The 20103-nt window shown below is 58.9% G+C and carries 15 protein-coding genes; 6 read left to right on the top strand and 9 right to left on the bottom strand.

What is annotated here, in order from left to right; genetic code table 11:
• Window positions 1–10 precede the first annotated feature (10 nt).
• From fabI to gloB, 8 genes are all read right to left on the bottom strand, one after another.
• Window positions 11–805, bottom strand: coding sequence for an enoyl-ACP reductase FabI (gene fabI, locus JSY17_RS14805; RefSeq protein WP_117165311.1), 795 nt, complete (start codon window positions 803–805; stop codon window positions 11–13).
• Between the two features lie 18 nt (window positions 806–823).
• Window positions 824–2434: an ABC transporter ATP-binding protein gene (locus JSY17_RS14800; RefSeq protein ID WP_117183031.1), complete on the bottom strand. Its 1611-nt coding sequence runs from the start codon at window positions 2432–2434 to the stop codon at window positions 824–826.
• A gap of 1 nt (window position 2435) precedes the next feature.
• On the bottom strand, window positions 2436–3455 hold the full coding sequence (locus JSY17_RS14795) for an ABC transporter permease (protein ID WP_117165313.1): 1020 nt from the start codon (window positions 3453–3455) through the stop codon (window positions 2436–2438).
• 1 nt (window position 3456) lies between these two features.
• Window positions 3457–4530: a microcin C ABC transporter permease YejB gene (locus JSY17_RS14790; protein WP_117165314.1), complete on the bottom strand. Its 1074-nt coding sequence runs from the start codon at window positions 4528–4530 to the stop codon at window positions 3457–3459.
• 1 nt (window position 4531) lies between these two features.
• The gene (locus JSY17_RS14785; protein ID WP_206402208.1) at window positions 4532–6379 is read right to left on the bottom strand and encodes an extracellular solute-binding protein; all 1848 of its coding nucleotides are present in this window, start codon (window positions 6377–6379) and stop codon (window positions 4532–4534) included.
• Window positions 6376–8205, bottom strand: a complete 1830-nt coding sequence (locus tag JSY17_RS14780; RefSeq protein ID WP_117183032.1) for an extracellular solute-binding protein — start codon at window positions 8203–8205, stop codon at window positions 6376–6378. The genes JSY17_RS14785 and JSY17_RS14780 overlap by 4 nt, the downstream gene beginning before the upstream one ends.
• Before the next feature lie 137 nt (window positions 8206–8342).
• A complete protein-coding gene (locus JSY17_RS14775) occupies window positions 8343–9923 on the bottom strand; it encodes a lytic transglycosylase (protein WP_122372591.1) in 1581 nt (526 codons plus the stop codon).
• A gap of 98 nt (window positions 9924–10021) precedes the next feature.
• Entirely contained in the window at window positions 10022–10801 is a 780-nt protein-coding gene (gloB, locus tag JSY17_RS14770) for a hydroxyacylglutathione hydrolase (protein WP_122372592.1), read from the bottom strand.
• A gap of 236 nt (window positions 10802–11037) precedes the next feature.
• On the opposite strand from gloB, the gene JSY17_RS14765 reads away from it, so the two are divergent.
• From JSY17_RS14765 to JSY17_RS14750, 4 genes are all read left to right on the top strand, one after another.
• A complete protein-coding gene (locus tag JSY17_RS14765) occupies window positions 11038–11796 on the top strand; it encodes a class I SAM-dependent methyltransferase (protein ID WP_117165318.1) in 759 nt (252 codons plus the stop codon).
• 55 nt (window positions 11797–11851) lie between these two features.
• Window positions 11852–12307 carry a ribonuclease HI gene (gene rnhA / locus JSY17_RS14760; protein WP_117165319.1) on the top strand — a complete coding sequence of 152 codons (456 nt, stop codon included), beginning with the start codon at window positions 11852–11854 and terminating at the stop codon, window positions 12305–12307.
• Between the two features lie 64 nt (window positions 12308–12371).
• Window positions 12372–13148, top strand: coding sequence for a DNA polymerase III subunit epsilon (gene dnaQ, locus JSY17_RS14755; RefSeq protein ID WP_201015568.1), 777 nt, complete (start codon window positions 12372–12374; stop codon window positions 13146–13148).
• Between the two features lie 36 nt (window positions 13149–13184).
• A complete protein-coding gene (locus JSY17_RS14750) occupies window positions 13185–13736 on the top strand; it encodes a GNAT family N-acetyltransferase (protein WP_117183026.1) in 552 nt (183 codons plus the stop codon).
• Window positions 13737–13811: 75 nt separating this feature from the next.
• Here the strand turns inward: JSY17_RS14750 and JSY17_RS14745 are convergent, their stop codons facing one another.
• Window positions 13812–14024: a hypothetical protein gene (locus tag JSY17_RS14745; protein ID WP_117183025.1), complete on the bottom strand. Its 213-nt coding sequence runs from the start codon at window positions 14022–14024 to the stop codon at window positions 13812–13814.
• A 181-nt stretch (window positions 14025–14205) separates the two neighbouring features.
• On the opposite strand from JSY17_RS14745, the gene JSY17_RS14740 reads away from it, so the two are divergent.
• Together JSY17_RS14740 and JSY17_RS14735 are read left to right on the top strand one after the other, a co-directional pair.
• A complete protein-coding gene (locus JSY17_RS14740) occupies window positions 14206–14778 on the top strand; it encodes an NADPH-dependent FMN reductase (protein ID WP_117183024.1) in 573 nt (190 codons plus the stop codon).
• Between the two features lie 137 nt (window positions 14779–14915).
• On the top strand, window positions 14916–20096 hold the full coding sequence (locus JSY17_RS14735) for a dermonecrotic toxin domain-containing protein (protein WP_206402207.1): 5181 nt from the start codon (window positions 14916–14918) through the stop codon (window positions 20094–20096).
• The last annotated feature ends 7 nt before the right edge of the window (window positions 20097–20103 follow it).

Here is a 20103-nt window from a genome sequence, read left to right as displayed (position 1 = left end):
CTCGAAGCAATTACTCTTCGATATCGCCCATCGCGGTGGTGTTGAAACCGCCGTCGACGTACATGATTTCACCGCTGATGCCGGACGCCAGGTCCGAGCACAGGAAGGCGCCGGCGTTGCCGACTTCTTCGATGGTGACGTTGCGACGCAGAGGAGTCTGCGCTTCGTTGGCTGCCAGCATCTTGCGGAAGTTCTTGATGCCGGAGGCTGCCAGGGTGCGGATCGGGCCAGCCGATACGGCGTTGACGCGAGTACCTTCCGGGCCGAGGCTGCCTGCCAGGTAACGAACACCGGCTTCCAGGCTGGCCTTGGCCATGCCCATCACGTTGTAGTTGGGCATGGTGCGCTCTGCGCCCAGGTACGACAGGGTCAGCAGGCTGCCATTGCGGCCTTTCATCATTTCGCGACCGGCCTTGGCCAGGGCGACGAAGCTGTAGGCGCTGATGTCGTGAGCGATGCGGAAGCCGTCACGGGTGGTGGCTTCGGTGAAGTCGCCATCGAGCTGGTCGCCCGGAGCGAAACCTACGGAGTGAACGATGACGTCCAGGCCGTCCCACTTCTTGCTCAGCTCTTCGAAGACCTTGTTGATCTCTTCGTCGCTGGCTACGTCGCAAGGGAAGCACAGCTCAGGGCTCGAGCCCCAGCCTGCTGCGAACTCTTCGACACGGCCCTTGAGTTTGTCGTTCTGGTAGGTGAACGCAAGCTCGGCACCTTCACGATGCATGGCGGCAGCGATGCCGGATGCGATGGACAGTTTGCTGGCGACACCGACGATCAGGACGCGCTTACCGGCGAGAAAACCCATGTGTTGTTCCTCTTCAGGTTAATCGACAGCTACCGGCGCCATGAAGGCGGCTTCCAGTAGCTGCTGTGTATAAGGATGTTGCGGTGCGGCGAAGATCTCCTGCGCCACACCCTGTTCGACCACTTTGCCTTGCTTGACCACCATCAACTGGTGGCTAAGCGCTTTGACGACAGCCAGGTCATGGCTGATGAACAGATACGTCAGGTTGTACTTGGTTTGCAGCGAGCGTAGCAGCTCGACTACCTGGCGCTGCACTGTCCGGTCGAGGGCCGAGGTCGGCTCGTCCAGCAGAATCAGCGCCGGTTTTAACACCAATGCACGGGCTATGGCGATTCGCTGCCGTTGCCCACCCGAGAACTCGTGGGGGTAGCGGTGCCGGGTTTCCGGGTCCAGACCTACTTCCCTGAGAGCCTCGATAATAGCCGCTTCCTGCTCGGCTTCGGTTCCCATGCCATGAATGCGCAGGCCTTCGCCCACGATATCGCTCACAGACATGCGCGGGCTCAGACTGCCGAACGGGTCCTGGAACACCACCTGGATCTGTCTGCGCAGCGGACGAATCTGCTGCTGCGACAGGCCATCGAGCGGTTTGCCCTGGAACCGTATGGCACCTTCGCTGCCGATGAGCCTGAGTATTGCCAGGCCCAGCGTCGATTTGCCCGATCCACTTTCACCGACAATCCCCAGAGTCTGCCCTTGAGGCAGGCTGAAGCGAATGCCATCCACCGCCTTGACGTGATCGACGGTTCGCTTGAGCAGGCCTTTCCTGATCGGGAACCAGACTTTCAGGTCCTCGACTTCAAGCAGTGGAGCGCCAGCGGGGTTGGTCGAAGGACCGCCGCTGGGCTCTGCACTGAGCAACACCTGGGTGTACGGATGCTGTGGTGAACGGAACAGCTCTTCGCACAATGCTTGTTCGACGATGCAACCGCGCTGCATGACACATACGCGATTGGCTATTTGCCTCACAACGTTCAAATCATGGCTGATCAGCAGCAGTGCCATGCCCAGACGAGCCTGTAATTGCTTGAGCAATTCAAGGATTTTCAGCTGTACCGTGACGTCCAGCGCGGTGGTGGGTTCGTCGGCAATCAGCAGCTCGGGTTCGTTGGCCAGGGCCATGGCGATCATGACCCGCTGGCGCTGGCCGCCTGAAAGTTCGTGGGGCAGGGCCTTGAGTCGCTTGTGCGGCTCCGGGATGCCGACCATTTCCAGCAGTTCCAGCGTGCGGGCCGTGGCGGCCTTGCCGGTGAGGCCCTTGTGCAGGCCGAGCACTTCGTTGATCTGCTTTTCCACCGAATGCAGCGGATTGAGCGAGGTCATGGGCTCCTGGAAAATCATGGCAATGCGATTGCCACGAATGGAGCGCAGCTTTTTCTCGTCCATCTTCAGCAGGTCATCACCGGCATAGCGGATGGTGCCGGCAGGATGAGTGGCGATAGGGTAGGGCAGCAGGCGCAGGATCGAGTGGGCGGTGACCGACTTGCCGGAGCCGCTTTCGCCGACCAGGGCCAGGGTTTCACCGCGACGGATATCGAAGCTGATGTTTTCGACCACGCGCTGGCGCGACTCGCCTGTCACGAACTCGACCGCCAGATCGCGGATTTCGATCAGATTGTCATTGTTCATTTCATTTCCTTGGGTCGAAAGCATCGCGGGCGGATTCGCCGATGAACACCAGCAGACTCAGCATCAGGGCCAGTACGGCAAAGGCGCTGATCCCGAGCCACGGAGCCTGCAGATTGGATTTGCCCTGCGCCACCAGTTCGCCCAGCGAGGGCGAGCCGGCAGGCAGGCCGAAGCCCAGGAAGTCCAGCGCCGTCAGGGTGCCGATGGCGCCGGTCAGAATGAACGGCATGAAGGTCATGGTCGACACCATGGCATTGGGCAGGATGTGGCGGAACATGATTGCGCCGTTCTCCATACCCAGCGCTCTGGCGGCGCGCACGTATTCCAGATTGCGCCCGCGCAGGAACTCGGCGCGTACCACGTCCACCAGACTCATCCAGGAAAACAACAGCATGATGCCCAGCAGCCACCAGAAGTTGGGTTGCACGAAGCTGGCCAGAATAATCAGCAGGTACAGCACCGGCAGGCCGGACCAGACTTCCAGGAAACGCTGGCCCATCAGATCCACCCAGCCGCCATAGAAGCCCTGCAAGGCTCCGGCAATGACCCCGATGATGGAACTGAGCACCGTCAGGATCAGGGCAAACAGCACCGAGATGCGGAAGCCATAGATCACCCGGGCCAGCACATCCCGGCCCTGATCGTCGGTGCCCAGCAGGTTCTCCCGTGAGGGCGGCGCGGGGGCGGGGACTTTCAGGTCATAGTTGATGCTCTGGTAGCTGAACGGGATGGGCGCCCACAGGGTCCAGCCGTTCTTCTGGGCCAGCAATTCCTTGATGTACGGGCTCTTGTAGTTGGCTTCCAGAGGGAATTCACCGCCAAAGGTGGTTTCCGGGTAGCGTTTGAACACAGGGAAGTACCATTCGCCGTCATAGCGCACGGCCAGTGGCTTGTCGTTGGCGATCAGCTCGGCGCCCATGCTCAGGCCGAACAGGATCAGGAACAGCCACAGCGACCACCAGCCGCGCTTGTTGGCCTTGAAACGCTCGAAGCGGCGGCGATTGAGAGGAGACAGCTTCATATCAATGCTTCCTGCTTTCAAAGTCGATGCGCGGATCCACGAGGGTGTAAGTGAGGTCGCCGACCAGTTTCACCAGCAGCCCCAGCAGGGTAAAGATGAACAGGGTGCCGAAGACCACCGGGTAGTCGCGGTTGATGGCCGCCTCGAAGCTCATCAGGCCCAGGCCATCCAGGGAGAAGATCACTTCCACCAGCAGCGAGCCGGTGAAGAAGATCCCCATGAAGGCCGAAGGGAAACCGGCGATCACCAGCAGCATGGCGTTGCGGAATACATGGCCGTACAGCACGCGGTTATTGCTCAGGCCCTTGGCCTTGGCGGTCACGACATACTGCTTGCTGATTTCGTCCAGGAAGCTGTTCTTGGTCAGCAGGGTCATGGTGGCGAAGTTGCCGATCACCAGTGCGGTCACCGGCAGCACCAGATGCCAGAAGTAGTCGCCGATCTTGCCGAGGGTGCTCATCTCGTCGAAGCCGTTGGACGTCAGGCCGCGCAACGGGAACCAGTTGAAATAACTGCCGCCGGCAAACAGCACGATCAGCAGAATCGCGAACAGGAACGCGGGAATGGCATAGCCGACGATGATGGCCGAACTGGTCCAGACATCGAAATGGCTGCCATGGCGCGTGGCCTTGGCGATGCCCAGCGGGATCGACACCAGATACATGATCAGGGTGCTCCACAGCCCGAGGGATATGGACACCGGCATTTTCTCGACGATCAGGTCGATCACCTTCGCATCGCGAAAGAAGCTGTCACCGAAATCCAGCTGCGCGTAGTTCTTGATCATGATCCACAAGCGCTCCGGTGCCGACTTGTCGAAGCCGTACATGCGCTCGATTTCCTTGATCAGCGCCGGGTCCAGGCCCTGGGCACCGCGATAGTTGGAGCCGGCCACCGAGACTTCCGAACCGCCACCGGCGATGCGGCTGGTGGCACCGTCGAAGCCTTCGATCTTGGCGATCATCTGCTCCACAGGACCGCCGGGAGCGGCCTGAATGATGATGAAGTTGATGATCAGAATGCCGAACAGGGTCGGGATGATCAGCAGCAGGCGCCGGAGAATATAAGCCAGCATATTATTGCTCCGTGCTCACAGGTTCGGCCTGCCTGCCGGCAGGTTGCTCGGGGACTGCCGGTTTCGCGTCCGGTTTCACCCACCAGGTCATCACGCCGATGTCCGACAGTGGTTTGGCCTTTGGATGGGCGATATGGTCCCAGTAGGCTACGCGCCAGGTCTTGATGTGCCAGTTGGGTACCACATAGAAGCCCCAGAGCAGCACGCGATCCATGGCCTGGGTGTGAGCGACCAGGTTCTGACGCGAGTCGGCATTGATCAGGCCTTCCACCAGCGTATCGACAGCCGGGTCCTTCAGCCCCATGAAATTGCGGCTGCCAGGGTTGTCGGCGCTGGAGGAGTGGAAGTAGATCCGCTGTTCGTTGCCCGGCGAGCTGGACTGTGGGTAGCTGCTGACAATCATCTCGTAATCGCGCGAGCGCAGGCGGTTGATGTATTCCGAGACGTCCACCCGGCGAATGTTCAGCTCGATGCCCAGATCGTTCAGGTTGCGCTTGTAGGGCAGCAGGACCCGCTCGAACTCGGTCTGGGCCAGCAGGAACTCCAGTTTGACCGGATTGTCCTGGGTATCCACCATCTTGTCGTTGACGATCTTCCAGCCCGCTTCCTGCAAGAGCTGGAAGGCGCGGCGCAATTGCGGACGAATCATGCCGCTGCCGTCATTGACCGGCAGTTTGTATTCCTCGTTGAAGACCCGGTCGGGGATCTTGCCGCGCAATGGCTCCAGAATGGCCAGTTCCTGGGGCGACGGGAGGCCCTTGGAGGCCATCTCGGAATTGTCGAAATAGCTTTTGGTCCGGCTGTAGGAACCGTTGAACAGTTGCTTGTTGGTCCACTCGAAATCCAGCAGCAGCGTCAGGGCCTCGCGAACCCGTATGTCCTGGAATACAGGCTTGCGCAGGTTGAAAACGAACCCCTGCATGCCGGTCGGATTGCCGTTGGGCAGCTCTTCCTTGATCAGGCGTCCATCGCGCACGGCTGGCGTGTTGTAAGCGGTGGCCCAGTTCTTGGCGCTTGTTTCCAGCCAGTAATCGAACTGCCCGGCCTTGCCGGCTTCCAGCGCGACGGTGTTGTCACGGTAGTAGTCGGTGGTCAGGACATCGAAGTTATAGAAGCCCTTGTTGATCGGCAGATCCTTGGCCCAGTAATCCTTGACCCGCTCATAACGTACAGAGCGTCCGGCCTTGACCTCTGCCACCTTGTAAGGCCCGCTGCCCAGCGGGACTTCCAGATTGCTTTTGCTGAAATCCCGGGTTGCCCAGAAATGCTTGGGCAGTACCGGCAACTGGCCGATGATCAGCGGCATTTCGCGGTTGTTCTTGTGCTTGAACTTGAACAGCACGCGCAGGGGATCTTCGGCAATCACCTGATCGACATCGGCGTAGTAGCCGCGATACATGGGCGAGCCATGCTTCATCAGGGCCTCGAAGCTGAACACCACATCTTCGGCGCGCACAGGATGCCCGTCGTGGAAGCGTGCTTCAGGACGCAGGTAGAAGCGTACCCAGTCGTTGTCCGGGGATTTTTCGATCTTGCCGGCGATCAGTCCGTATTCGGTGAAGGGCTCATCCAGGCTGCGGCTGGTGAGGGTGTCGTAGATCAGGCTGATATCGTCGGCGGCAACGCCTTTGTTGATGAAGGGGTTGAGGCTGTCGAAACTGCCGAAGCCTGCCTGGCGGAAGGTCCCGCCCTTGGGCGCGTCGGGGTTCACGTAATCGAAGTGCTTGAAGTTGGCCGGGTATTTCGGGGCTTCGTCATACAGCGTCACGGCGTGCTGGGGAGCAGCCTGTGCGGTACAGACGATACCGGCCAGGAGCGTCTGCAGGAACAGGGAGCGCAGTAGGGTCATCGGGTCTTCTCCGGAGTCTTGAGCCACCACGCACGCAGCCCCAGTGTATAGGGCGGGGTGGTGACCATGGCGAATCGATTGCGATAGGCCAGGCGATGATTGTTCAGGTACCAGTTCGGGATGCTGTAATGCTGGGAGAGCAGCACACGATCGAGGGCGCGTGCCGTTGCGACCTGTTCGTCATGAGTCTGTGCGGCCAGCAGCTTGTTGAGCAGGCCGTCGACCACGGGATTGGCGACCCCTGCATAGTTCTTGCTGCCATTGACCGAGGCCTGGCTGGAGTGGAAGTACTGCCACTGTTCAAGGCCCGGGCTGAGTGTCTGTTGCAGGGTCATGAGGATCATGTCGAAGTCGAACTGATCCAGCCGCTGCTTGTACTGGGCGCGGTCTACGGTTCGCAGGCCGGCTTCGATACCGATGCGGCGCAGGTCTTCTATATAAGGTTGCAGAATGCGTTCGAGATTGGGGTTCACCAGCAGGATTTCAAAACGCAGCGGCTGTTTGTCGGCATTGAGCAGGCCTTGCTCGGAGAGCGTCCAGCCAGCCTTGGCCAGCAGGCCCAGTGCCTTGCGCATGGTTTCCCGCGGGATGCCTCGGGCATCGGTCTTCGACAGACTGAAAGGCTCGCTGAACAGGCTGGCCGGCAACTGGTCCCGGTAAGGCTCCAGCAGCGCCAGTTCGCGACCGCTGGGCAGGCCGGTCGCGGAAAACTCGCTGTTGGGGTAATAGCTGGTGGAGCGTGAGTAGGCATCGCTGAACAGGGCGCGGTTGGTCCACTCGAAATTGAACATCAGCCCCAGCGCCTCGCGAACCCTGATGTCGGCGAAGGTGCTGCGTCGGGTGTTCATGAACAGCCCCTGGGTCTGGGTCGGGATCCGGTGGGGGATCTGCGCCTTGATCACCTGGCCATTGGCGACCGCCGGGAAGTTGTAGCCATTGGCCCAATTCTTGGCCTGATGTTCGATATAGATGTCGAATTCACCGGCTTTGAAGGCTTCAAACGCCACATCGCTGTCGCGGTAGAACTCCACCTCGACACGATCGAAATTGTATTTGCCGCGATTGACCGGCAAGTCCTTGCCCCAGTAGTCCTTCACCCGTTCGAATACCAGCTGGCGTCCGGGCTGCACACGGGTGATGCGGTAAGGTCCGCTGCCCAGTGGCGGCTCGAAGGTCGTGGCCTTGAAGTCGCGGTCTTTCCAGTAATGCTGCGGCAGTACCGCCAGCTCGCCCAGACGCAGGATCAGCAGCGGGTTGCCGGAACGCTTGAAGACAAAGCGGATGCGATGGCGGTTGAGGATGTCGACCCGCTGCACTTCCTGCAGGGCCGTGCGGTATTGCGGGTGGCCGTCCTTGAGCAATGTGCGGTAGGAGAAGGCCACGTCATAGGCGGTAATCGGCTTGCCATCGTGGAAACGTGCCTGAGGGCGAAGGTTGAACACCACCCAGCTACGATCTTCGCTGAACTCCACCGACTGGGCGATCAGCCCGTAGCTCGACGTCGGCTCGTCGCCGGACGGGTCGTATTGGCCGGTGCCGACCATCAAGGGCTCGTTCAGCTCGTTGACACCGTATTGCAGGAAGTTACCGGTCGAAACCGGGCTGGTGCCCTTGAAAGTGTAAGGATTGAGGGTGTCGAAGGTGCCGAAGGCCATCATTCGCAAGGTGCCACCCTTCGGCGCCTCGGGATTGACCCAGTCGAAATGAGTGAAGCTGGCCGGGTACTTGAGAACGCCAAACTGCGCATAACCATTGCTTTCGCTGATGGCTGCGTTGGCACAGAAGCTCAAGGCCAGACAGATGAACAGCAGGAAGGGACGTATCACGATCCAGACGGCTTGGGCTTTCGGGTCGCTAACAGTAACAGCTTGTCCCGGCTGGAAAAAGACCGCAGGCAATGCAGGGGGTATGGTCTGAACGACCACTTGCCCCGAGGTTGCTCCAGGGCAGGTGGCCGACGTCATCAATGAGGCAGGTAGACAGTCAGGGTCTGGCCGGGTTTGAGGGCCTGACCGGTACGCGGGTTCCAGCGCTTGAGATGCTTCATGTCGACGTTGAAGCGCTTGGCGACCAGATACATCGAGTCACCTTTCTGGATCTTGTACTGCATGGATTTCTTTTCGCCGGGCTCGGCACTGGCGGTTGCCGTGTTATCGGCCTTGCCACCCTGTACGATCAGCGTCTGGCCGATCTTGAGCTTGTTGCCGGAAAGCTTGTTCCAGCGTTGCAGCTCTACGACATCGACCTTGTGTGCCTGCGCGATGCTCGACAGGTTGTCGCCACTCCTGACCTTGTAGCTGCGGCCACTGGACGGCTTGTCGTTGCTGGCCAGTTCCTCGAACACCGGTTGCGAAGACTTCATGCCCGGCTGAACCGGAATGTTCAGGGACTGACCTGCCCTGAGTCTGTTGCCTTCCAGCCTGTTGTTGCTCTTGATCGAGCTGACGGTGACCTGATAACGACTGGCAAGGCTTTCCAGCGTATCGCCACGGCGCACGCGGTAAGGTTGCCAGGCGGTCAGTTCTTCGGGCTTCATGGCCGACAGGCTGGCCGTCAGCAGTTGTGCCTTGGAGGTCGGCACCAGCAAATGCTGAGGGCCGTCGATGGTCAGGCGCTTCTTGAAGGCCGGGTTGAGCTGGATGAGTTCGTCTTCGTCGATATTGGCCAGACTGGCGACCTTGGACAGGTCGACACGCTTGTTGAGTTCGACGACTTCGAAATAGGGTTCGTTGGCAATCGGGTTCAGGTTGACGCCATAGGCATCGGGCGACAGAACCACCTGGGACAGCGCCAGCAGCTTGGGCACGTAGTCACGTGTTTCCTGTGGCAGCGGCAGGTTCCAGTAGTCCGTTGGCAGGCCGAGCTTTTCGTTGCGTTCGATGGCGCGGCTGACCGTGCCTTCGCCGGCATTGTAGGCTGCCAGTGCCAGCAGCCAGTCGCCGTTGAACATGTCATGCAGGCGCGTCAGGTAATCCATGGCTGCCACGGTGGACGCCTGGATGTCGCGGCGACCGTCATAGAAGCTGGTCTGGCGCAGGTTGAAATAGCGTCCGGTGGACGGGATGAACTGCCACAGGCCGACCGCCTGACTGCGGGAAATGGCCATCGGGTTGTAGGCGCTTTCGATCACCGGCAGCAGGGCCAGTTCGAGCGGCATGTTGCGTTCTTCCAGGCGCTCGACGATGTAATGCATGTAGAGGCTGCCGCGCTCGCCCGCGTTTTCCAGGAAGGACGGGTTGTTGGCGAACCACAGACGCTGCTGGTCGATACGCGGGTTCGGGTCGTTGTACTGCTGCAGCTGGAAACCCTGGCGCATCCGGTCCCAGATATCCTGCGGCGGTGCCGACTGGTTTGGCGTCTGGGTGATGAAGATGGGTTTTTGCTTGATGTTGGCAGCCAGGTTGGACGTGCGGTAAGTGCTGCTGGGCTCCACATGACTGGTGGTCTGGCAGCCTGCCAGCAGGGCGCTCGCAGCTACAGCCACAGCCTGCGCCAGCCGAGTCAATGCGTCCGGATTGAAGGGTTTTTTTGTGAGTGACGACATTGGCTGGGGGGGACTTCCAGGCGAAAATGTCGGGCGATTCTAGAAAGCGTCCCCCCAGCGGTCAACCTTTCAGAATTTTCGTGCCGATTGCGCGCACTTTAGAACGTATCTTTCCAGGCCCTCAGGCTAGCAAAAACCTCGCTCGGCAAGCGGTTTTCACGACCGCTCCGTTCGTCCGCTTTTTCTTTAACAGATGTTTCCCCGACCCTCAGAAAGGGGTTGGTGCGTCGTTCCAGAGCTAGATTGGAAGGCAGGCTGATGCGATTTTCACTGCGCCACTGGCTGACTTGCGCCAGACGCTCGGCAATATCGCGATTGTCCGACTCCACGGCCTGGGCGAAACGCAGATTGCTCAGGGTGTACTCGTGGGCGCAATAGATCAGTGTGCTGTCGGGCAATGCCGCCAGCCGGCTCAGGGACTCATGCATCTGCCGAGGCGTCCCTTCGAAGAGGCGACCGCAGCCAGCGGCGAACAGCGTGTCGCCACTGAACAGCACGGGAGCAGTGGCGTCAGGGTGATAGAAGGCGATATGGCCCAGCGTATGGCCCGGCACGGCATGGACCACGAAATCCTGGCCCAGAACCGATACCCGGTCATTGTCTGCCAGTGCGACATCACGGGCCGGGATGTTTTCGGTGGCAGGGCCGAGCACGCGGGCACCGCTGGCCTGCTTGAGACGCACGACACCGCCCACATGGTCGTTGTGATGGTGAGTGATCAGGATGTCGGTCAGTTGCCAGCCGGGGTTCTGCTCGAGCCAGTCGAGTACCGGCTGTGCGTCACCCGGGTCGACCACGGCGCAGCGCTGGGTGGAAAGGTCTTGTAACAACCAGATGTAGTTATCGTTGAAAGCGTGCAGGGCGTGAATCTGTATCATGGGCGCAGTTCGCACATCAGGAAACAATGGTGCATCTTAGGCTCTGTACGAAATGTTTTCGAGCGAAGATGAGGCAAGGCAAAAACAGGCGAGGAACGGTCGGAGTCGCGCCCGACTTTACTGGTGTAAATGAGCATTCCGAGCCTGTTTTTAACGCAGCATCATCGAGCGCAGATAGATTTCGTACAAAGCCTAGTCTTTGATAAGGCTGCAAGCGAACCCTAAGGAGACTCCAAATGACCGATGAAGCGTTCGCCCAGGCCGATCCCGAATGGCTTGCCTTGATCCAGGCCGCCCGCACGTGGTTGTCCGGACCGTTGGGGCAACTGCTGCTCGAAGAGGAGCGCCGGGTACTCGAAGATGAGCTGGGGCGCTATTTCGGTGGCTATCTGGTGCACTACGGGCCTTCTGCCGAGAGTCCGCCTGTAGCGAAGCAGGTGCAACGCAATGTCAGGCTCGGGGCGCCGCTGCCCGGGGTCGAGATCGTCTGCGAAGAAGAGGCCTGGCCCTTGAGCGAGCATGCCGCCGATGTGGTGGTCCTGCAGCACGGCCTGGATTTCTGCCTTTCGCCCCATGGCCTGCTGCGCGAGGCCGCCAGCAGTGTCAGGCCGGGCGGGCACCTGTTGATTATCGGTATCAACCCATGGAGCACCTGGGGCTTGCGGCATTTCTTCGCCCGCGATGCCTTGCGCAAGGCGCGCTGCATTTCACCTTCCCGGGTCGCCGACTGGTTGAACCTGCTGGGGTTCGCGCTGGAGAAGCGGCGCTTCGGGTGTTATCGTCCGCCTCTTTCTTCGGCGGCATGGCAGGCACGCCTCAGTGGGCTGGAAAGCCTCGGTGAAGGTCGGCAGAGCCCCGGTGGAGGCTTCTATCTATTGGTGGCCCGCAAACTGGTGGTCGGTTTGCGTCCCTTGCGTCAGGTCCGGCGCGAACCCATGGGCAAGCTGATTCCACTGCCGATGGCCAAGGTCAACCGCAGCACGCCGGAGCCTTGAGAGCCGGGCCTTGCCGTACTGTCCGAACAGTCCTCTTGATTCTGGAACGGTTGTAATGAGCGAAAGCGTTGAACTCTTCACTGATGGCGCCTGCAAGGGCAACCCCGGCCCTGGCGGCTGGGGGGCATTGCTCGTCTACAAGGGCGTCGAAAAGGAGTTGTGGGGCGGCGAAGCCAATACCACCAATAACCGCATGGAACTGACCGGTGCCATTCGTGGCCTGGAAGAGCTCAAGCGTCCTTGCGAAGTGACCCTGGTGACGGATTCGCAATACGTCATGAAAGGCATCACCGAGTGGATGGCCAACTGGAAGAAGCGCGGCTGGAAGACCGCTGCCAAGGAGCCGGTCAAGAATGCCGACCTCTGGCAGCAACTGGACGAACAGGTCAGTCGCCATACCGTGAAGTGGCAATGGGTGCGTGGCCATATCGGCCATCCCGGCAACGAGCGTGCCGACCAGTTGGCCAACCGTGGCGTGGATGAGGTGCGCGGCATCAAGCATGGCGGATGAGCCAGGCGGCTCATGCGGCCTTGCAGCATGCTAATATTGCGGGCTGTAGACGAGGCAACAGTCAATGTCATTGCAAAACACAGATAACAGATCCGTAGTACTCGATACCGAAACCACCGGTATGCCGGTCACCGACGGCCACCGCATCATCGAGATCGGTTGCGTCGAGCTGATTGGCCGCCGCCTGACCGGGCGGCATTTTCATGTCTATCTGCAACCTGACCGCGAGAGCGATGAGGGAGCGATTGGCGTTCACGGCATCACCAACGAGTTTCTGGTGGGCAAGCCGCGCTTTGCCGAAGTTGCCGATGAGTTCTTCGAGTTCATCAAGGGCGCACGCCTGATCATCCATAACGCGGCGTTCGACGTTGGTTTCATCAACAACGAATTCGCCTTGATGGGCGCCCAGGACAAAGCCGATATCACCCAGCATTGCTCGGTGCTCGATACGTTGCTGATGGCCCGTGAGCGTCACCCCGGGCAGCGCAACAGCCTCGATGCCTTGTGCAAACGCTATGGCGTAGACAACTCGGGCCGTGAACTGCACGGCGCATTGCTCGACTCCGAGATCCTGGCTGACGTCTATCTGGCCATGACGGGCGGGCAGACCAGTCTTTCCCTGGCTGGCAACGCCAGCGATGGCGATGGTTCGGGAGGCGGCAGCGCCAATCGTGGCAGTGAGATTCGTCGCCTGTCCGGTCGCCAGTCATCGCGCATCATTCGTGCGACCGAAAGCGAACTGGCCGAGCACGAAGCGCGGCTGGCGATCATCGCCAAGGCGGCAGGAGCGCCTGCGTTATGGACTCAGTTGCAGGAAGCCAAGGCTCAGGCTTCGTCCTGATCGGCTCACGGTTTGCCCCCTGAAGACAGTGCCGAGATGACAGTAACCAATCCTTCACTGAGCATTCGTGTCGCGGACGAATGCTTCGAGGACTATATCCTCAACAGCGAATTCACCTTCATGGTGCAGGGCTATGCCCGGGTGGTCGTCGGGCAGAGTGTCGAATCCTGGGTTGTCGACGCCGTAGAGCCCTATCTCAAGAATTACGGTATCGACTCGCAGGAGTTCTGTGATTACCGTGACGCCGCCGACAGCACGGTGCTGGTCGCCTGGCTGGGCGAGCGGGCGGTAGGGCATGTGGTGCTCAGCACGCACTGGAACGGTTTTGCCCATATCGATGAACTGGCGGTGGACGAGTCGGCACGTCGCAGCGGTGTGGCCAGATCATTGCTGGATGTCGCCCGGTTCTGGAGTCTCAAGCGCAATCTGCCGGGGATCATGCTCGAAACCCAGAACAACAATCTGGCGGCCTGCAGGCTGTATGAGCGGTGTGGTTATGTGGTGGGCGGTTTCGATCACATGCGTTACCGCAGCATTGATCCGCAGACCCGTGAAACGGCGATTTTCTGGTATCTGATCTTCGAATAAGCCCATCTCCCACATTCCCTGTGGGAGCGAATCGGGCGGCGCTCCGCTCATTCGCGAAGAGTAAGAGCGCGCACTTCAGGGAATGCGAGTCATCTTCACGCCGGTCTGGACCAGTTCAAAATCATCCCCGCCCAAATGGTTGACCCGGTCGCCGATTGCCAGGCGATAGGTGGTTACTGGCTCCTTGCCGTTAGCCTGATCCGGCTGTGATTCCTGGAATTCATGCACCGGATAGATACGGCCATCCGCATCTCTTGCATGAAACTGTCCGACGAGAACTGAAGCCATCTACTTTGTAACCTCTGGAGCTGAAAATAACCGCTGGATCAAGCGTCCAGCGACTCTTGTAGACCGCTGATTCACAGGTGAGTTTGGCCAGCCGGAAAAAATAGTAAGGCGTTCCATTCGCATCCGCTCCGGGACTTGGGCTATACCTGAGGGTTCACTGAGTCAGATGACGGATATTTCCATGAGCCAGGTTCACTCCATCGCCGTATTGGTCGGCAGTCTGAGAAAAGACTCCATCAACCGTAAGATCGCACTTGCACTGGCAGAGCTGGCGCCCGATACGCTGGAGCTGAACATCGTCGAGATCGCAGATCTGCCTCTGTACAACGAGGATATCGACGGGGCTTCGCCTCCTGCGTCCTACACTGCATTTCGCGAACGGCTCGCGGCTGCCGACGGCCTGCTGTTCGTCACACCGGAGTACAACCGCTCGGTGCCGGGAGCGCTGAAGAATGCCATTGACGTAGGCTCGCGCCCCTACGGGAAAAGTGCCTTCAGTGGCAAGCCCGGCGCGGTGGTCAGTGCATCGCCCGGTGCCATTGGCGGTTTCGGTGCCAATCATCATCTGCGCCAGTCCCTGGTGTTTCTCGATGTTCCCTGCCTGCAACAGCCCGAATCCTATCTGGGCAATGCCGGTACTTTCTTCGATGAAGCCGGCAACCTGTCGGAGAAGCTGCGGCCGTTTCTGCAGACCTTCATCGATACTTACGCCGCCTGGGTGGTGAAAAATCTCAAGCCCTCCGTCGCTGACTGAGGATTGATTTCAAGCGCCGACGATGAATTGTTTTATGTAACGCAGGTGGTTCGAAGCCATCCATAAGCTGTTTCCTTTTCCTCGCACGCGCCCGGTCATCCGGCGTGTTGCGAGGCTTCATGAAAAGGAAATGGTACATGTCATCAGCACATCCCTATTTTTTCAGCGAATCGCTCAAGGCTCGGTTCGCAAAGAGCGTCAAGGAAGCCGTCGATCAGTCCCGCATCAGTGCCGATGAGGGGAAATGGCTGGGGCAACTGGTGGAGGAGACGAACAGCGTCAGGCCTTTGCCGCGTGTCGACAGCCTGGTGATGGATAACGGTTCCTTACCCAGCGCAGAACTGTCCGGAGCCTTGCTGATCAGCAAGCCGCTGGACAGCCGTGCGCCTGTTTTCCTGAGCACCTTGCTGTTCGGTGTCGAGCGTTTCGTCAACCGGGAAGCAATGGTTGTCGGGGTCAAGCAAAGATTCGAGGAGCTTCGGGAGAGGGTGCCGCAGATCGATGCCCAGTTGATCGAAGGCGAGCTGTTCGAAACCAGCATGGAGTCCATTGTCCGGCAGCAGGTTCAGCACCTTGACGACCTGTCCGGGCGACTGCATCAGATTCCCTCGCTACAAACCGCACTCGGCAAGGCATTGCAGCAAAGGCTTGCACTGACCGTTCCCGGTAATGGCATCGATGTCTTCAATCATCCCGTTCACCTGGTTGAAGACCGTTCCGACCGCGACATGCCGAAAAGTCTGGTGGTCGGGACCCAGACACTGGCCCAGATCGCCCTGCATAAATATGCAGGCACAGAGCCGGGGCCAGGACTGACCATGAGGTTCATGGACCGGCAGGGTCATATTCTGAATCCGCTCCAGGCTCAGCCCTATATCCAGGCGCTCAATGATGTGAGGTCTATGGTTTCCGATACGTACGGGAAATTGCTGGACGAATATTGGAGCCAGGTCATGGACGATGGCCGGACCGTACTGGAGTTCGCGGCCCATGCGCTGGCCGAGTCCGTGCGTCAAACGCTGTTGACGAGCGTCGCTCAAGGTACGCTGAGCGACCATGAGTTCCGTTGTCTGCGCCCACTGCTGCAGTCTTCCGGCGTCGCTGCCGACCACGGGGTGCTCACGGTCAGCAGGATCGCGGTCAGTATCGGCGATCAGGGGCCCGTCAAACTGGCAGGGGTCTTTCTGATCGAATTCATGGTCGGGCAGCAAATGATGCTCTACCTGTTTTCATGGGCACAGGGATTCAGGCGTTATGCCGACAGAAAGAAGGTCGCCGAGCATTTTTCCAGTCTGCAGGGGCGTGCCGAACTGGCGGGTTATGCCTCTCTGGAAGATCGTTCGCTGATTGAAATGCAAGGCCATATCAAGCTGCGTGTGGATACATTGACGGCTCCGTGGTTTCCCGAACTGGTCAAGTCGATCGTCAGGTTGCAGAAAGCCAATCTGCTCTATGTCCTGGACCTGCCGGCCATTGCTTATCAAAAGGTCTCCGTGCGGATCGACGATGCGCTTGATATCCGTGGCTTGCTGGACAAGCGGCTGTTGAGCCTGTCCGGCTCGGGGCGCTGGCTGGCCGGGCAGAGGGAGTTCGGTTCGTCCTGGAAAGACTCGCCTGCGACCACGACGACCGAGCAGGGAGATTGCGACTACCCCTTGCTCAAGGCCTGGGCCGACAAGATGCTGGATCTGGATCGGCGCATGGAACGCCTGATTGAATTGCATCCCGGAGTGGAGGCGTGCGTGCATCAGGCACTCAATCGCTACCTTGCCATTGTCGGTGGAGAGCCTATGGATGCCGCTGCTCTTTGGGTATCGAATTCCGATGCGGGCGGGCAAGCGGTCCGGCTGCTCTCCCTGGCGCTTGAAAGAATCAGCAGGCCCGGTTTTTCGGGGGGGGTGGCGGGCATGGTAGTGAAGGGCCAGGACAAGCCCCTCGTCAGTCAGCCCGAACAGCGCCTGCCGCTGGCGTTACTGGAGTCGATTCTGCAGTGGGCTCTGCGCGATTTCGCTGCGCGCTATGACCAGCAGCAGCGCGATTTCTACTATTTGCCGAGCCGTCGAGGCAACACGCAGATAAATCCGGGCATATGGGCGGCTCATTCCCGTGAGAATGCCCTGCGTCTGGAGCTTTCTCTGGAACGGTATCTGGAAGTGCTGGATGGGCCGGCCCTGAATATGGTTCAGCAGGTAATGGACCGGCCACTGCCTGCCTTGCGCGATTCGCTGGGTGACGACAAGGTCGAAGTCTGCATGCTGTCGCTGCATTACGATTCTGATCAACCCTCGATTTATCTGGCGAATGCTTTCGTCCTCTTCAATCGCAAAAGGCCGGATCGTTATGTGTTATGGACGATGTTGAACGGCCTGACGAATTTCAAGTCGCTCCGGGAGTTGAAGGATAACCTGCTGGCTTGTCTGAAACGCATGGACCGGATCGAGAATGTGCTTGAGCTTTTGTCCGGGAGAGACAGACAAATATTGCTCGATCACATTGAGCTGTTCGATACATCAGGTATCAGCGTCATGCTCCAGGTGGTCGACGGGCATTTGATCAATGCGCTGCAGAAAGCTGAAAACCAGCGACAGCGAGAGACGGTCTCCTTCATTTACGAGCGGGCGATAACCTGGGACCTGAAGCCTGATCTGTTTGGCAGTGTGCTTGCCATTACCGAGCGCGACGATGGAAGCCGTCAGGCCGTGAATGATCTGGGGGCGGCACTTCAGGTCATGATCTACAAGGCGATCGCGCCTCTGTGGGTGACCCAGGCTTCGCTCGAGGACCTGGTTACCCTTGTCAATCAGGTACAGCGTTTCTATGTCACCTGTGGCAAGTCCAGGGATTTTCTCTTCGGTGTTCCCGATGTTCGTAGCTATGTACGAGACAAACTGAACGCCAGGTTTACGCTTGACTTCCCGGAGTCCGAACTGGACCCCGACAAACTGGTTGTAACAGTGACGCAACATACACCTACGCCCGCGATGCCGGGGCAGACCCCATCAAGCCTGCCTGTTGCCACCCGAAAGATGAGCGAGTCGCTCATCGATTTTGCCCTCAATCGATTCTCATCCATACAGGATGGCACCTTTTCCATCGCCAACGAAGACGGTAGCCCTTTGACCGAGCTGTTTACGGTTGCCTATCTTCGAGAGCTGGTGCACTCACTGGATGTCGCCACCAGTTACCGGCGGGTGGTGGATTCTCTGCTCAGCAAACAGAGCTCCTCCTATGGCTTGCGGCAGACAATCTTCAATGAGCAAGTGCCGATCATGGAGGTTCTGAAGGCATTTATCCTCAAGCTCAAGCAAAAGCTGTCTGCCCAGGCCTATGCCTTTATCAAAGCGATATTCGAGATGCCCGATGGCGTGGCCCGTCTGCCGGTTGGCGACTGCAATGTGGTGCTGAGTCCTTTATTGATTCTGCCTGCCCCTGTCGGCTGGAATCCCACCAGGGTTTCAGGCCTCTATGTGATTGCGCCTCAGCCACCACAGGCCGGTCCCTGGATTCTCTATGCGCCGTATTGCGACGACTGGACCTTCAAGGAGTATGCCGACCAGAAGGCCCTGGTGACCGATCTATGCAGTTCGGAAAGCTTCCAGACGTATGTCCTCGATCGCATGGATCCCTTGCTGCGTCACATCTATGACCATGGCGGTTTTCAAGAGCCTCATCTGCCATTCAGTGTCGAGGACTCGATGAGTCTGCCCTTCGAGCGCCCTTTGCCCGTAACTTTCAGTCTGGAGCCGGTCAAGGGGAATGCGCTGGAGTACCTGTGCCCCGAGTTGCTGGAAGGTTTCAAGTTCGAGGTGCGCCATCAAAGCGTGACCAATAGCGAGTTCCAGAGCGCATCCTCGAAGTACCTGTTCGGTCTGGTGGCCGAACAGGTATTGACATTGATGCCCGGTCGTCTCGGCGCACTGGTGGGCGTATGGCAGAGTAGCACTATGCTTCATTCCTCGGTCATCTCTCTTGGCGAGCACCGATGGGGGCAGGCAATGTCGGATTTCGTAACGGGGCTCGGTGTATTGATTTCTGTCCGTCAGGAACCGCACAAGGGGCTGCTGCCCGACCTGATCGAGGAGGAGAATATCCTGCCTGAGGAGCCTTCTTCCTTCCCCGAGTTTTCCTGGAACAATAATGCGCTTACCGAGCAGATACGGAGCCGGTTGAGTACCTTCGAGGTGCATGATGTCGCATTGAACGAATTGCACCAGGATGAAGTGTTCAACGTTTCCAGAGATGCCAGGACGGGTAACCAGTACGCAGCCGTCGAGGGCAGGCTCTATCAGGTGAGGTTCGACATTGAGGGCTGGTTTGTCGTCAGCAAGGACGAAAGAGGGCCAGCCATCAGGCTGGATACGAACCAGCGCTGGAAATTCCAGTTGCAGGGCGGGCTCAAGGGCGGCGGAGGTATGGTCTCCCGGGCTAAAAGCTCTCAGGTCGAGCAGGAAGCGAATGATCAGATGGTCATCGATGCCCGCGGCATGTACGAGATCCGCCAGGTCTATCGAGACAGGGCGCAATGCATTGAACAGGGACATGCACAGGCGCGCCGCTACCTGGAAAACTGCCTCGATAACCTCAAGCTGCAATCGGAACCGGGGGCCATCGATCCTCGTGTCGAGCGGATCGTTGCCGGTTTTTTTGATATCAGGCGTCCGGATGCCCGGGTTTATGCATCGATCAAGAACGTCGTGACCAAGGTTTATGAAGAGCTTATTTCCCCGTCATTGTCACCCGTCGACTCTCAGCGCTATATCGTTGGGTTCAACAAGAGAGGGCATGAAGCCTCCACGGCGTTTGTCTTTGTCAAAGACCCCTTGAAAAGGATCTTCCTCACCGAGCAGTTTTTCCGCGTGCCTAGCTACCGGTTCAAGGTCTCGGTTATCAGGGCCGGGAGTTTCAATTATGGCGATCATTACCGGGCGACGATTCTGATTCATGAACTGTCCCATATGGTGGCCGGGACCGAGGACATTGCCTATGTGGATTCCTACGCGCCTTTCATCGACCTGCTCGAGGATACGCCGGGCTATCGGTTGCGCGTCAAGAACGAACAGATCATCCAGCAACAGAAATCCCTTTCCTACCAGACCGAGCGCAATCAGTTGTTCAGGCAGGCAGAGGACACTGATTGGCAGGACCTCAAGCGAGGTGAGGCAAAAAGCGCCGTCCTGCGTATAGCAGGCAAGAAAACTCTGGAGGAGGCCAGGGATGTGTTCTATCGCGATGCTCAGAAGCGCGTCGATATCATACTGAACAACGCCGATTCCGTTGCCTTGCTGGTATCCCTGATCGGGCGTCAGCGCTTTACCTGACAAGGGG

It is taken from the genome of Pseudomonas capsici (assembly GCF_017165765.1).
GTDB classification, from domain to species: domain Bacteria; phylum Pseudomonadota; class Gammaproteobacteria; order Pseudomonadales; family Pseudomonadaceae; genus Aquipseudomonas; species Aquipseudomonas capsici.
This window is presented reverse-complemented; position numbering and strand designations above follow the sequence as displayed.

Excerpts from the sequence above, each read along its gene's own strand:
- JSY17_RS14775 (WP_122372591.1), bottom strand. The coding sequence starts at position 9,923 with ATGTCGTCACTCACAAAAAAACCCTTCAATCCGGACGCATTGACTCGG.
- JSY17_RS14740 (WP_117183024.1), top strand. The coding sequence starts at position 14,206 with ATGAGCCAGGTTCACTCCATCGCCGTATTGGTCGGCAGTCTGAGAAAA.
- rnhA (WP_117165319.1), top strand. The coding sequence starts at position 11,852 with ATGAGCGAAAGCGTTGAACTCTTCACTGATGGCGCCTGCAAGGGCAAC.
- JSY17_RS14800 (WP_117183031.1), bottom strand. The coding sequence starts at position 2,434 with ATGAACAATGACAATCTGATCGAAATCCGCGATCTGGCGGTCGAGTTC.
- gloB (WP_122372592.1), bottom strand. The coding sequence starts at position 10,801 with ATGATACAGATTCACGCCCTGCACGCTTTCAACGATAACTACATCTGG.
- JSY17_RS14790 (WP_117165314.1), bottom strand. The coding sequence starts at position 4,530 with ATGCTGGCTTATATTCTCCGGCGCCTGCTGCTGATCATCCCGACCCTG.
- JSY17_RS14735 (WP_206402207.1), top strand. The coding sequence starts at position 14,916 with ATGTCATCAGCACATCCCTATTTTTTCAGCGAATCGCTCAAGGCTCGG.
- JSY17_RS14795 (WP_117165313.1), bottom strand. The coding sequence starts at position 3,455 with ATGAAGCTGTCTCCTCTCAATCGCCGCCGCTTCGAGCGTTTCAAGGCC.
- JSY17_RS14750 (WP_117183026.1), top strand. The coding sequence starts at position 13,185 with ATGACAGTAACCAATCCTTCACTGAGCATTCGTGTCGCGGACGAATGC.
- dnaQ (WP_201015568.1), top strand. The coding sequence starts at position 12,372 with ATGTCATTGCAAAACACAGATAACAGATCCGTAGTACTCGATACCGAA.
- fabI (WP_117165311.1), bottom strand. The coding sequence starts at position 805 with ATGGGTTTTCTCGCCGGTAAGCGCGTCCTGATCGTCGGTGTCGCCAGC.
- JSY17_RS14765 (WP_117165318.1), top strand. The coding sequence starts at position 11,038 with ATGACCGATGAAGCGTTCGCCCAGGCCGATCCCGAATGGCTTGCCTTG.
- JSY17_RS14785 (WP_206402208.1), bottom strand. The coding sequence starts at position 6,379 with ATGACCCTACTGCGCTCCCTGTTCCTGCAGACGCTCCTGGCCGGTATC.
- JSY17_RS14745 (WP_117183025.1), bottom strand. The coding sequence starts at position 14,024 with ATGGCTTCAGTTCTCGTCGGACAGTTTCATGCAAGAGATGCGGATGGC.